15 protein-coding genes and 1 pseudogene are annotated in these 13,274 nt (G+C 38.1%); 7 read left to right on the top strand and 9 right to left on the bottom strand.

Going from position 1 to position 13,274, the window contains the following annotated elements; all coding sequences use genetic code 11:
* Positions 1-9: 9 nt before the first annotated feature.
* Entirely contained in the window at positions 10-663 is a 654-nt protein-coding gene (locus DZB84_RS02980) for a DUF3993 domain-containing protein (RefSeq protein ID WP_189655120.1), read from the bottom strand.
* A gap of 226 nt (positions 664-889) precedes the next feature.
* Positions 890-1,654, bottom strand: coding sequence for a 2,4-dienoyl-CoA reductase (fadH, locus tag DZB84_RS02985; protein ID WP_116350750.1), 765 nt, complete (start codon positions 1,652-1,654; stop codon positions 890-892).
* A 147-nt stretch (positions 1,655-1,801) separates the two neighbouring features.
* Here fadH and DZB84_RS02990 point away from each other — a divergent pair, with 147 nt between their 5' ends.
* The gene (locus DZB84_RS02990; protein ID WP_116350751.1) at positions 1,802-2,665 is read left to right on the top strand and encodes a metallophosphoesterase; all 864 of its coding nucleotides are present in this window, start codon (positions 1,802-1,804) and stop codon (positions 2,663-2,665) included.
* A 40-nt stretch (positions 2,666-2,705) separates the two neighbouring features.
* Here the strand turns inward: DZB84_RS02990 and DZB84_RS02995 are convergent, their stop codons facing one another.
* Positions 2,706-4,436: a sensor domain-containing protein gene (locus DZB84_RS02995; RefSeq protein ID WP_116350752.1), complete on the bottom strand. Its 1,731-nt coding sequence runs from the start codon at positions 4,434-4,436 to the stop codon at positions 2,706-2,708.
* Between the two features lie 181 nt (positions 4,437-4,617).
* Here DZB84_RS02995 and DZB84_RS03000 point away from each other — a divergent pair, with 181 nt between their 5' ends.
* A complete protein-coding gene (locus DZB84_RS03000) occupies positions 4,618-5,085 on the top strand; it encodes a YkyB family protein (protein WP_116350753.1) in 468 nt (155 codons plus the stop codon).
* Between the two features lie 36 nt (positions 5,086-5,121).
* Here the strand turns inward: DZB84_RS03000 and DZB84_RS03005 are convergent, their stop codons facing one another.
* Together DZB84_RS03005 and DZB84_RS03010 are read right to left on the bottom strand one after the other, a co-directional pair.
* Positions 5,122-5,772: a glycoside hydrolase domain-containing protein gene (locus tag DZB84_RS03005; protein ID WP_116350754.1), complete on the bottom strand. Its 651-nt coding sequence runs from the start codon at positions 5,770-5,772 to the stop codon at positions 5,122-5,124.
* 95 nt (positions 5,773-5,867) lie between these two features.
* The gene (locus DZB84_RS03010; RefSeq protein ID WP_116350755.1) at positions 5,868-7,136 is read right to left on the bottom strand and encodes a PLL family lectin; all 1,269 of its coding nucleotides are present in this window, start codon (positions 7,134-7,136) and stop codon (positions 5,868-5,870) included.
* Positions 7,137-7,432: 296 nt separating this feature from the next.
* Between DZB84_RS03010 and DZB84_RS03015 the strand changes: the two genes are divergently transcribed.
* Entirely contained in the window at positions 7,433-7,669 is a 237-nt protein-coding gene (locus DZB84_RS03015) for an IDEAL domain-containing protein (RefSeq protein WP_189655121.1), read from the top strand.
* 64 nt (positions 7,670-7,733) lie between these two features.
* Here the strand turns inward: DZB84_RS03015 and DZB84_RS03020 are convergent, their stop codons facing one another.
* From DZB84_RS03020 to DZB84_RS03030, 3 genes are all read right to left on the bottom strand, one after another.
* The gene (locus DZB84_RS03020) at positions 7,734-9,590 is read right to left on the bottom strand and encodes a PAS domain S-box protein (RefSeq protein WP_116350757.1); all 1,857 of its coding nucleotides are present in this window, start codon (positions 9,588-9,590) and stop codon (positions 7,734-7,736) included.
* A gap of 334 nt (positions 9,591-9,924) precedes the next feature.
* Positions 9,925-10,107: a hypothetical protein gene (locus DZB84_RS03025; RefSeq protein WP_116350758.1), complete on the bottom strand. Its 183-nt coding sequence runs from the start codon at positions 10,105-10,107 to the stop codon at positions 9,925-9,927.
* Between the two features lie 223 nt (positions 10,108-10,330).
* Positions 10,331-11,218, bottom strand: coding sequence for an NAD(P)-dependent oxidoreductase (locus DZB84_RS03030; protein ID WP_116350759.1), 888 nt, complete (start codon positions 11,216-11,218; stop codon positions 10,331-10,333).
* A gap of 366 nt (positions 11,219-11,584) precedes the next feature.
* Between DZB84_RS03030 and DZB84_RS03035 the strand changes: the two genes are divergently transcribed.
* Together DZB84_RS03035 and DZB84_RS25600 are read left to right on the top strand one after the other, a co-directional pair.
* Positions 11,585-11,680, top strand: coding sequence for a YjcZ family sporulation protein (locus DZB84_RS03035; RefSeq protein WP_116350760.1), 96 nt, complete (start codon positions 11,585-11,587; stop codon positions 11,678-11,680).
* 107 nt (positions 11,681-11,787) lie between these two features.
* Positions 11,788-11,871: pseudogene (locus DZB84_RS25600) on the top strand (YjcZ family sporulation protein); the annotation flags it as partial.
* Positions 11,872-11,929: 58 nt separating this feature from the next.
* Here DZB84_RS25600 and DZB84_RS03045 read toward each other — a convergent pair.
* Complete coding sequence (locus DZB84_RS03045) at positions 11,930-12,142, bottom strand: hypothetical protein (protein ID WP_116350762.1); 213 nt, start codon at positions 12,140-12,142, stop codon at positions 11,930-11,932.
* A 111-nt stretch (positions 12,143-12,253) separates the two neighbouring features.
* Between DZB84_RS03045 and DZB84_RS03050 the strand changes: the two genes are divergently transcribed.
* Complete coding sequence (locus DZB84_RS03050) at positions 12,254-12,451, top strand: YbxH family protein (RefSeq protein ID WP_116350763.1); 198 nt, start codon at positions 12,254-12,256, stop codon at positions 12,449-12,451.
* Positions 12,452-12,505: 54 nt separating this feature from the next.
* Positions 12,506-13,192 carry a GNAT family N-acetyltransferase gene (locus DZB84_RS03055; protein WP_116350764.1) on the top strand — a complete coding sequence of 229 codons (687 nt, stop codon included), beginning with the start codon at positions 12,506-12,508 and terminating at the stop codon, positions 13,190-13,192.
* The last annotated feature ends 82 nt before the right edge of the window (positions 13,193-13,274 follow it).

Consider the following 13,274-nt stretch of genomic DNA (forward strand, 5'->3'; position numbering starts at 1 on the left):
TTAAAGGTTTTAAAATATTCCATTAAAGCATCCCGATTGTAACGGGGTGCGATTGTCCATCTCAAGTAAGGAATAAATCGTTGTTTTAAACGGATTCCAAGTTAAAAATGATGTATCCGTTTTAGCCTTTTCATTTCCCTTGACCGCTTCCCTCTTGGTCTCTTTTACAAAAGGGGGCTCATCTTCCATAGCTAGTTCAGTAATCACCCAATTTGAATTTATTTTTTCAAGCGTGATGATTTCATAATGATCTTTATACGAAACTGGTCCTGATTCGGGAGCTTTGAATAATTCATAGACATACATTTTATTTTCTTGCTGATCAAATAGAATTTTTGTTTCGTCGGTATAGGAATAAAACGGAACAAAGTATAAGGCAAAATCGGAGCCATATACAATATACCCCTCTTCTTCCTTCATTAAATTCTCCTCTAAAAAGGTTGCTGCATAGTCCTCATGAAAATAAGGTGCGAGGATTTGCTCTACCTCATCATATGTACGAAATTCTAGTGTTAGTGAAGATTGTGCTTGAAAGGCTTCTTGTAGAAGTGTGAACGCTTGTTCTTTTGGTAAAGGTTGATTAGATGATGCTGTAGCCACTGGAACAGTAACGAGTCCGATTAAACAAATGATTATGAGTAGTAGTACAATTCGCTTGTTCAAAATATCATCCCTTCCTTGCTAGACTGTCTTTGTACAAGTACCATCATTTTAACAATTTCTCTTCATCCTATGGGTATCAATCGTTCGTTAAATAGTTGCATATTTTGACACAATAAACGGTATACAAACAATTCATTCATTAATCCAGTGAAAAAAAGAAAGAATTTTGACAATCTACATACTAAAAAAAGACCACAAGTCGTGATCTTTTTAATCTCTGAATCTATTAAAATGGATGCTGATTTAGCCACTGACCGCCATCCATCGTAATGCACTCCCCATTCACATAAGCTGCATGATCGGATAATAAAAAATAGGCGAGTTCTGCGATTTCTTCTGGTGTTCCTAATCGTCCTAATGGCACACTTCCAAGCGTTCGTCCTGCTGCTTCTTCTGATTCCCAAAGTTTTTCCGCTCCACCTGTACGTTCAATCGGGCCAGGTGCAATCGCATTAACACGGATTCCATATTTACTTCCCCATTCAACAGCAAGTGTCCTCGTCATGGATAACACACCAGCTTTTGCTGCTGCTGAATGAATCACTCCGGCACCAGCACCCCAAGCATATGTAGCGACCATATTAATCATACTGCCCTTGATATTCTTTTCAATCCAATACTTTCCAACCGCGGAGCTGCAATAAAATGTTCCGTTTAATACAATATTGATGACAGCATTCCAACCATTCACCGATAGCTTTTCAGCAGGACAGATAAAATTCCCTGCCGCATTGTTTACGAGATAATCAATTCGACCAAATGCTTCATCAGTTACCTTAACCATATGCTGGGCATGCTCCGGCTCTCTTACATCCATTTGAACCATAAGAACTTGATCTGGAAAGGTTTCAATTTCTTTTTTCGTCTCTTCCAATTTTTCAAGTGTCCTACCTGTAATAACAACAAAGGCTCCAGCACTTGCAAACCTCTTTGCCATATATTTCCCCATACCACTTGATGCCCCTGTCACAATTACAACTTTCCCCTTCATCCTATCCCCTCCATAAAATGAATGACTATTCATTTTTTATTATACCATTTTAACATGTGTAATACATATTTAAAATTTATTTGAATATGAATATGCTACACTAGTGTCATGACTTCAAATGATTTGATAGATAGGTTGGCGGTTAGGATGTCTAAAAAATATACAAGAAGACAATTTTTAAAAAGAGCGTTAGCTACTACTTCAACAGCAATTATCGCTTCTTCAATCGGGTATGGCTATGCCCGCTATATTGAACCGAAGCAACTTGAAGTTTCAAGGCACATTATTAAGCATCCTACCATTCCGACGAAATTCGATCATATAAAAATAGTTCAATTCAGTGATACACACGTTGGGCACTATTTTTCTTTAGAGCAACTAAGTAATATCGTAGATAAAATAAATAATCTCAAGCCTGACCTTCTGTTTTTTACAGGCGATTTAATGGATGAGCCTAATAAATACGCTGCTACCAACCACCTTATTCCGATTCTTGAACGTTTAGAAGCACCCCTTGGAAAATTTGCAATTTATGGGAACCATGACCATGGAGGCTATGGATCGGAAATATATAAAGAAATGATGAATCAAACGGGTTTTACTCTTTTAATGAATAGCTCGGAGGAAATTTTCATAGAGGATTCTAAGATTACAATTGTTGGGCTAGATGATGTCATGTTGGGTCGCCCTAATTTTGAACAAGCGTTTAAAAACGTAGATTCTTCGAGTTTTACCATTCTGCTTGCACATGAGCCAGATATTGCCGAGCGCGCAGAAGAAGTTGGAGCTCATATGCAATTATCAGGTCATAGTCATGGTGGCCAAATCCAAATTCCATTTTTCGGCCCACTGATTACCCCTCCGCTTGGTAGTATCTACGTTGAAGGTGATCACCTAATTGGGCCAACTAATATGTTCCTTTATGTCAATCGAGGGCTTGGGACAACAAGATTACCACTACGTTTTCTTGCTAAACCCGAAATCTCTTTTTTTACATTAGTTGCTACCTAGCGAAAAGAGGATGTCACAATGACATCCTCTTTTACTATCTCTACTTGTTTTTGAGATAATGTTCAACCATTTCATCTTCTGGAATGGGTTTACTAAAGAAATAGCCTTGTACCTTATGACAACCCATAATTTTGAAAAATTCTACCTGTTGTTCTACTTCTACACCCTCTGCAATAACAGAAAGACCCAGGCTCTGTGCTAAGTGAATAATCGTTGTTGTAATCGCAGCATCCTTCTCATCACGAAGCACATCCCTAACAAAGGATTGGTCAATTTTAAGTGTATCAATCGGAAGTTCTTTAATATAGCTTAAGGAAGAATAACCAGTTCCAAAATCGTCTACCGAAATTCGTACACCAATCTGTTTTAATTTTGCGAGGGTTTGCAACGTTCTTTTCGGGTCCTGCATAGCCCCTTCTGTAAGCTCAAATTCAAGACATCCTGGGTAGATTTGATTTTCTTCGATATTTTGTTGAATCATTGTCACTAATTCAGGTTGCTGGAATTGCTTTGGTGACAAATTGATTGAAATCGAAACTGAACCATACCCGATCTCTTTCCATTGCTTTAGTTTTCGACATACCGTCTGAATAACCCATTCTCCAATTGATAAAATAAGACCTGTATCCTCCGCAATTGGAATAAACTCAGCTGGTGACACGAACCCGAGAACCGGATGCTTCCACCGTAAAAGCGCCTCAAAGCTAGTCACTTTATCTGTACTCAGATCCAACTGTGGTTGGTAATAGATTTCAAGTTCTTTTTTTTCGATCGCTTTTCTAAGACCTGTCTCCAGTTGCATCAAATGAGTTGTTTGTTTTTGTAAGTCTAAACTATAAAATTGATAAAGTGACCTCCCTAATTCCTTCGCCCGATACAAAGCCGTATCAGCATTTTTTATGAGTGAGTCGCCATCTCTTCCATCTGTAGGAAAGAGACTAATGCCGATGCTAGCGGATATAAAAAACTCCTTTGCTTCTAATCGGAAAGGCTTTTCAAAAGCTCTGTTCACGTTTTGAGCGAATTGTTCAGAAAGTTCTCTGGATGTGTTTGGTAGGATCACAATAAATTCGTCCCCACCTTGGCGGAACACCTTATAGCTTTTTTCACTAATAGAAGCTAATCGTTTACCCACTTCTTTTAATAGATGATCGCCAGCAACATGCCCCATTGAATCATTAAAAAATTTAAAACGGTCAAGATCAATAAACATTAATGCTAGATTTTGATTTTTCATTTGTGCTTCTTCTACTGCGTCATCTAAGTCCTCTTTTAATGAACTACGATTTGGCAATCCTGTAAGTGGGTCATGATAGGCCATGTACGTTATCATTTCTTTATCGGCAACTCTAGCAGAGATATCACGTGTAACACTTACGATAAATGTAATATCACCATTGTCATCAAATATCGGTGTTAGGATAGATTCTCCATGAACGACACGCTTATCAGCTAAAACAACCACATCCTGAAAAGAGACTGGTTCTTTTTTCACCATAACAGACATGTATTGTTCATGAAGATGATCTGCAGTTTCAAATGGTAATACCTCGTGAAGTGTTTTCCCTAGACTGTCACTCGTTAATTTTGCATGCCCCTTGGCTTCTTCATTTAAGAAAACATAGGAAAAGCTGCCGTTGTCCTCTACTTTCATAACGTATATTAAATCCTTGATATGCTTAAGGATAATTTCAAAGATGATTGCTTCGATTTTATCATCAAAACGGCTAAATTGATCATCCTTTAAGATGACATTGTTCATTCTGTTCATAATACCATTCCCTATTTTCATGTAATAGTAAATCTTTCTGCATATATCGATAAAAACCTTTATTTTTAATAGAACTATTTTAATATATCAATTGATAACATACTATGTATCGTATACATGCTATTGAATTTGTCAAAATTCACTACTACAAGTATAATAAAAGATAGAAAGGAGAGAAAGTATGAAAAAACAGGTAAATCAAACCCCGCTTGAACCAACTGTGGACAACCTTGCTCGTGCTATCTTTGTTGTGAATCGTCATGCTAAAACAGCAACAAACCCTAAGTATTTATATTTACTTAAGCGCAAAGCCCTAGAAAAGCTTATCTTAGAAGGAAAAGCCAAAAAAGAAGGGCTTCATTTTTCCAGAAATCCGAAAAATAGTCAACAGCAATCTGATGTTTTAATTTCAGCAGGGGATTATTATTTTCACATGCCTCCTACAAAAGAAGACTTCTCACGCCTGCCACACCTTGGAAAGTTGAACCAGACATATCGCAACCCAAAAACTCATCTATCACTTTCTCTAGCTAAAAGCCTTCTGCAGCAATACGTTGGAATCGAAGAAAAAATAGAAAATACTCAATCACCACACAAACGAACCTACCAAAAACCCGTATTCAAAAAATTAGGAGAAAGTTATCGATAAGTCCAAAGAAAAAACCAGGTGTATGTACCTGGTTTTTTAATAGAGGTAATTTAAGGTGCGTTGATCGGCTAAATTTGTATCAATCGGGCATTCTTGGGCGTCTCTTCCATATTGCCATACCCATACATTTGCTTTGCATTTCGGTGACACTGGTCTAAAGGAGGGCGCATTTCGTTCCTTCGACACCCCAGGCTCAGGTTCAGCACTCCATAATATGGTTTGGACTGCAACCTGCTTATTTTTTCGAACTGCCTCACAATATGCATTGGAAAAATCGCCTTCGACTGGATCATGGTAAATACCTGGACGATAACCGGTTGGGTAAATAGACTCCACCCACCCGCGAATCCACGCTTCATCTACAGCAAAAAAGCGCTCGATATTTGCAAACAGAGCTACATTATTGGGAATACCGAGACGTCTTGCATTAAATACGGCATTTCGGGCAGCGAGCTGTCCTTTTTCATAGCTAGTCGCATCAGAAAAAACATTATAAATCGGCAAAACCTTAATTCCACGATTTCGTAAAAATGAAATTTCTTCTCTTGTTAAGGCGTGTGAAACATTTGGCACTTCACTTAAATATCTCCCCCAAAATTTCGGGTTTCCAAATTTACTTTTCACACACGTATATAATTCTTCATCGGCTGTTGCCGCCGAATCCACTCCCCATACATATCTTGGCATTTTTACAACTCCTTAGTGCATACAAGATCAAACTCTGAATTAGTTATTCTTCTGCATTCCCGCCATCAATAGTGGAGGATTGCTGCTACCTAAAATTATGCTTTCCATTTATGGATCAGTTGATTGTTTTCTCCTCTTGCAAAGACATCAATTCGATTGCGACTCCATGAGGCAGAGGATGGTTCGGAGGTTAATGTTCCACCAAGATTTTCCCACTCACTCCAACTACTTCCGTCCCAATTTTTTAAATACAGATGATTATCTGTGCCTTTTACGAAAACATCTAGATTATTAGATTTTCTTGAAGATGCAGCAGGACTTGAGGTTAATTGACCACCAAGATCCTCCCAATTGCTCCAGTTCGAGCCATCCCAATACTTATGATAAAGAGCTCGATTCTCTCCTCTAGCAAAGACATCGATACGATTAGGTCCCCATGATACGGCACCAGGTGCTGAAGTTAAGACACCGCCTAAATCCTCCCACTCACTCCATTCCAAACCATCCCAATATTTATGATAAAGATGGCGATCCGTACCTCTGCCAAATACATCTAGTCGATTTTCCCCCCACGATGCAACAGCAGGCGATGACGAAAGAACTCCTCCTAAATCCTCCCACTCACTCCATGATGAGCCATCCCAGTATTTATGAATTAAATGGTTATTATCACCACGCGCAAAAACGTCTACTCGCCCTGGTCCCCATGACACGGCAGCCGGTGAAGAAGTGAGAGATCCTCCAAGGTCCTCCCAATCTGTCCAGTTTGATCCGTCCCACATCCGGCGGTAGAGGACCCGATTTCTTCCACGTACATAGACATCTAATTGGTTTCTTCCAGGAACCGTAGCCGACGGTCCTGATGTTAGGTAACCCCCAAGGTCCTCCCAATCGCTCCAATTTTTTTCAGGAGTGTAGCCAATATTTTCATAAGTAAGTCGAATAATCGACTTCATAATCCGTTGAAGAACCTGCTCTGGAATGCGATATGGGCCCAGCACAACGAAGATCCAATTAGCTTGATTCTGAAAAGCACGATAGGCCTGATTTACCTTTTGATCTAGAGACCCTGAAAATTGATTTTGAGTCATAAGTGTAAACATTACAAGCTGCATCGCTATATACCGAGACATTCTTCGGTTAACATTAAATTCTGCTAATTCATCATAATGAGGTTTTACATATTTTCGTACTTCTTTCCACACGTTTTGAAACTCTTCTGTTTGTCTTTTTTGATTTTCCGGTGTGTTTGGATTTATATAATAAGCTTGTTGGTAGCCATTAACGGGATAATTTGGATAATAATATTGTGGAACTGCTCGGTTATACGGATTCATTTGATATCCACCATATGGTTGATTCATAGCAGGTACCTCCCTTTTATAAAAAGTCCTCATATCATACTATGATGTAAATTAGGAAAGTAACCCATTTTTTCTTAATCTCTAACACTTATCACAACGTTTTTCCAATTCAACTAAGTTCTGACATATCTAAATTTTCTAAAAAATACTTTACTTTTTACCGTTTTCCCTTCATAATAGAAAGACAACTAGATGATGCAATAGTTTCCTAAAATAGCATGGAGTATCTAGGGACGCTTATAGGTAAACCAACGTTTTTTACAAATAAGCGAAAAATCAAAAGGAGTGATTACGTAATGGACCATTTTAACAAAGAGCAAAAAAATGAAGTAGTTGTTATACCTCAAACGCCTGATGAAGAGATGTATGAGAAGGTAGCAGAAATGGTTCTCATCCAATCACAGGCCTCCTTTAAGAAAGAACAGTTGCTTAAACAAATTGACCAATCACTAATTGATCGAGATGAAACTTTATTTATGAAACTTACAAAACAATATAATATGTTACTGTCCCAACATCATTTTTTACAATAAATAATAGGCTAGTGCGAGATGCACTAGCCATTTCTTTTCACAAAAACGGTGCAGCCTTCAGTAGCTACACCGTTTCGTTTATCCGCGGAAGCTTTATTTTAAAGGTTGTGCCTTCGTTTTCTTTACTATCTACGGTAATTTCTCCATTATGGTTTTCAATAATATTATAGCTTACCATTAGGCCAAGGCCTGTTCCTTTTTCTTTCGTTGTATAAAAAGGCTCCCCAATTCTGTCAAGGATGGATTTTGGAATGCCACACCCCTCATCAATAAATAAGATATAGATGAAGTCATTTGTAACCCTTGTGCGAATAATGATTGTTCCGCCATTTTCCATCGCATCTATGGAATTCTTAATGAGGTTGATGAAGACTTGCTTAATCTGATTTTCATCACAGGTAATAATCGAATCTTCATTCACAAAATCAATATTGATTTGAATATTTTGCAGAATGGCCTGTGTCTCAAGAAGTGTCACAACGTCACGCAAAATAATCCGGATATCCTTATTCTTGAATTTTATTTCGGACGGCTTTGCCAATAGCAAAAGCTCACTTAAGATTAATTCAATGCGATTTAATTCAGAAAAAATAATGTCAAAATAATTCTGTTTCCCTTGGAATTCATCATTAAACAATTGCAAAAATCCTTTGATTGCGGTTAATGGATTCCTTATTTCATGCGCAATTCCCGCAGCAAGCTGTCCGGCAATAGATAGTTTTTCAGATTTAATCATTAATTCCTCTGCTTTTATTCGGTCAGATATATCTCGAATAATGACTTGAACGGCTGCTTCCCCGAAATATGTGGTTGGTATGCCGATTAATTCTGTATAAATTTGCTTTCCTTGAAACGTATACCATGATTGTTTACTAAAATTAACTTCCTTCTTTTCGGAATTTACAATACCGATGAATTCTCTGACTTGGTCATGATTATCTGGATGAAGAAAGGTATAAATATTTTTCCCTAACATTTCTGTATAGCTGTTAGCCCCAAACATTTTTACACCTGAGTCATTGATAAACACCCAATTATTTTGATAAATGACAGCGATGGTATCGATTGAATTTTGAATAATTCGTTGGTAGCGTTCACGGCTTCTATGGATGATATCGTGGAATGACTTTCGTGATGAGATATCGTGCAAAACGATATACTCATAGATTTCATCATGGATGTAGATCGGAACTTCCTTCACTTCCACATAAATTTTTTCGTTGTTTTGTTTCTTCCATCTTTGTTCAATTATACCTAAACGAAATCCACTCTGAAGCTGCTCAATTCGTTTACCCACCACTTCGTGGAATTCTTCGTCTATAAACTGATAAATTGTGTTCCCAATTACCTCATCCGGGTGTTGAATTTCTAATAAGGAAGCTGCTTCCCTGTTCAAATACACGACTTGACCTAATTTTGCAATAATGATTGGAAATGGAGCTTCATCTATTAAAATAGGGGCATCAACTAACCTAGTAATCGGGAAAGTCTTATCCGGAAAAAGCGACGATAACAACGTATTAGGGCTGTTCTCCTCAATAATGCAGTCATTTGCGGGATCCACTAACACGTTCATTTTTAAAAGAATTTCTTCATATTCGCAAGACGTGGTGTCAAAGATAGGCTCAACAATAGTCTCGAACCAGATAACATCATTATTAGTTTTCAACACTCTTAGTGCACATGCTGATTGTTGTTGTTTGTTGAAAAAATAACTTTCAAGCATGAACCGGTCATCTTTATGTATGATATTTTTGATTGAAGTTCCAATTAACATATCTTTTGTGTAGCCTAAAACATCTTTACAGTTGCTAGAAATATAAAGAATTTGACCATTTACAGTCACTGTTAATACAAGATTAACAGATGAAGGTGTTGCCGATACATGTTCCGGAGCACTTTGTGAATTTCCTGTTCTCATCTATTGAACCCCCACCTCTCTATCACTTATTTCGTCGTTATGGTCAATCTTGTATATGAATTTGGAAGTATTCTGTACGTGTATGTTGGTAGGTGTAACCATTTTTTTACTATACTATTACATTAAGTTAGGGGCTAAATCATATCCATAGGTAGAAAGACCTGTTTTATTATTATTATAAAGAAAATTCAGCAAAATTCCCAATATTTTTTGGAGTTTGTCAAAATGCGAAAATCTAGGTCGTAGAGTGACCTAGATTTTACGTTTATTTATGGATGGATGCAGAAAAAAATTCGACAAGTTCATATACTTGTCGAATTTGGTAGGTGAGGAACTAAAGTCCACCTTCGTATTTTCCATTGTTTTTAGACGCTTTTTCTTTTTTTGCTTTTTTCTTGTGCGCTTTGTTTGCTGCTGCACTACCCAACTCTTTCCCGAATTCAGTATCCGTTACAGCCGAATCAAAACCTTTTTTGTTCTTTTGTTCGGGATCATTCTTTTTATTTCGTTTTGCCATAAGAAAGTGCACCCCCTTAGAGATTATCATCCTTATTTTCTTCTCTAAGGGTTTTTCTATACAAAAATAGGCAAGTGAGTTAATTGCCAAACGTATTTATAGTCATAAGTTATAAAATACGGCTATTAGTAGGATTTTTCGGCCAATTCCTAAAAGATACGGTCAATAAATATAATTAGATAGCCGATAGCAGAATCGTGGGTCTCTGAATCCATCGAACCCTTTATTCCCAGAGCTTGAAGATGGCTTGGGTGCCGCTATTTTCTTCCCCTTTTTCAGCTAGTTCGTCGTACATTTGTTTCGCAAGCTCAAGACCTGGTGTTTCCATTCCCATTGCTTTGGCCTCTTCAAGAGCGATTCCCATGTCTTTAATAAAATGTTTAATGAAGAAACCAGGTTCAAAGTTACCAGCGATCATCCGAGGAGCCAGGTTGCTTAGTGACCAACTTCCAGCGGCACCTGTTGAAATACTTTTTAATACTGTTTCAGGATCAAGGCCAGATTTTTTCGCATAGACCATCGCTTCCGCTACACCAATCATATTTGAAGCAATCGCAATTTGATTACACATTTTCGTATGTTGGCCGGAACCCGCTTGTCCTTGGTATACGATGTTCTGTCCCATTATTTCTAGAAGTGGCTTGCATGCTTCAAATACATCACGATCGCCACCTACCATAATGGCCAATCTTGCTTCTTTTGCACCGACATCTCCACCGGAGACAGGTGCATCTAAGGAATGCATGCCTTTTTGTTTTGCAGCCTCATAAATTTTGATTGCTAAAGAAGGAGTCGAGGTTGTCATATCAATAAAGTACGTTCCCTTGTTTGCATGTGCCAAAAGTCCGTTTTCACCTAGGTAGACCTCCTCCACATCGTACGGATATCCAACCATTGTAATGACAATACTTGCTTCTTGAGCCACTTCTGCTACTGACTGTTTCCAAACTGCGGCCTGTTCAACAAGTTCAGCCGCTTTTTCCTTTGTACGTGTATAGACGAGTACTTTATATCCTTTTGAAAGGATATGGCCAGCCATACTTTTTCCCATCACACCTATTCCAATAAACCCAACTACCGTGTTACTAGGTAAGACATTTTTATGTACCATCATATTAACTCCCTCGTTTTTTTATTTGGCTGTTTTCATAAACTTTGTTGTTTTTGACACTATTGATTACCGCTGCAGGTGGACGCTTTCCGCGGGCGTGGCTTGAGCCTCCTCGTCGCTAATCGCTCCTGTGGGGTCTCAAGTCTCACGCTTTTCCCGCAGGAGTCGCCACCTTCCACTTCCATCAATAATTTTGGTTTATCCCATAGCAGCAATCTTTTAGAAAAGAGCCTTTTATTTTCATCATACCATATTTTAAAATGTAGCAAGACTAAAAAAAAATCTAGGAAAATTGGGGATTTGTACCTTACATACTCTGTGCTTTTTCCATAGGATATAACAAATAGATATATGGAGGTGTTCTAAATGAGTGGTGGAGTAGGATATGGAACAGGGTTTGCTTTGCTTGTCGTATTGTTCATTTTATTGGTTATTGTAGGATCTGCTTATGTAGGATGGTAATTCTTTAAGTAAATTAAAGATTCATTATAAAAAAGAAAGGGAGATGTGTTATGGGATTTGGATATGGATACCCAGGATTTGGTTACGGTGGCTGTGGTTACGGTTATGGTGGCTACGGATTTCGCGGAGGCTTTGCGTTGATTGTTGTGCTATTCATCCTTCTAATCATCGTTGGAGCTGCTTGGTGCTAAGTTCACCATTACAAATAAGAAAGCCAGCAACTATTGAAGGTTGCTGGCTTTCTTCATGTCATTTCTCTTCAAACATATCCTGAAACTTTTTCATTTCCTTATCAACTTTAGGCTTCATATTAAAAGGATTTTTCGGTTGAACCATGTTTTCGGGGTTCACATCAGACCTAATCCCTATTTTATTTCCTGCCACATCATCATTGATAACTCCCTCATATCTCCCATCAAAATGTGGGTCTCGTGCATGATAATCTCGATCATTGTCTGGCATAGCTAATACCTCCTCATCATTAAATTGGCGTGTTTTATGAAAAATATGTACTTTTTTATTCAACAATAAGGAACAATAAGAACATCATGAAAGTGAAAAGGAGCGATGAAAATGGGTGCAATTGACCGTGATGGCTATCGGTTTGAAACAGAATACAGTGTGATTAGTCAAAAAGGGGCAATCCATGTATATCGGGATGGTGAATTTATCAAGGAATTGACATTCTCTTTTACAGGAGAACAGCCCGTGCCTAGCTTAATTGAAGAAGTGGTTGATGAGTTTTTTGAAACGAGTCAAAAATGCGAATAGTTTCCCTTCTCATTACACGATTTGTAACGTAAAATGTGTGGTGAGGTGAATAGCATGTTTCAAAAAGAATTGTATGTGTTTGATAAAAATCAACCGAAAAAGTGCGTGATTCGAAATTATCGGGAAACTGATTTTGATGGCTTAATACAAGTTCAACGTGAAAGCTTTCCTCCCCCATTTCCTTCTGAATTATGGTGGAATAAAGAACAATTACATAATCATGTAACCTTATTTCCTGAAGGTGCTCTTTGCGTTGAAATCGATGAAAAAATTTGCGGGTCCATGACTGGATTAATTGTTCAGTTTGATCCTAGTCATCCAAGGCATACATGGGAAGAAATCACGGATAATGGATATATACGAAATCATAGCCCTGGTGGAAACACATTATATATTGTAGATATTTGTGTGAGTCCGGCATACCGAAAATATGGCCTAGGTAAATGGCTTATGCAGTCGATGTATGAGGTGGTTGTTCATTTAAAATTAGAGCGATTATTAGGTGGGGGACGAATTTCCGGCTACTCAAAGCACGCCACAGAAATTAGTGCGGACAAATACATTGAAAAGGTCATGACAGGTGAACTACGAGACCCTGTAATAACCTTTCTCCTCCGTTGTGGACGTACGCCGGTCCAGTTAATTGAAAACTATCTCGAAGACGAAGAATCCTGTAATTACGGATTATTAATGGAATGGAAAAACCCCTTTCAAGGAACAAAAGCGCAAGTGTTGAATTGAACATTTACTAAATACTGCCACGTCCTGGTCCTGTGGCAAACGTAGTTAGCACAACCTCGAAAATGCTATGCATTTTCTTCGT

Origin of the sequence: Bacillus sp. HNG (assembly GCF_003400205.1) — a bacterium.
Taxonomy (GTDB): Bacteria; Bacillota; Bacilli; order Bacillales; family Bacillaceae_L; genus Ferdinandcohnia.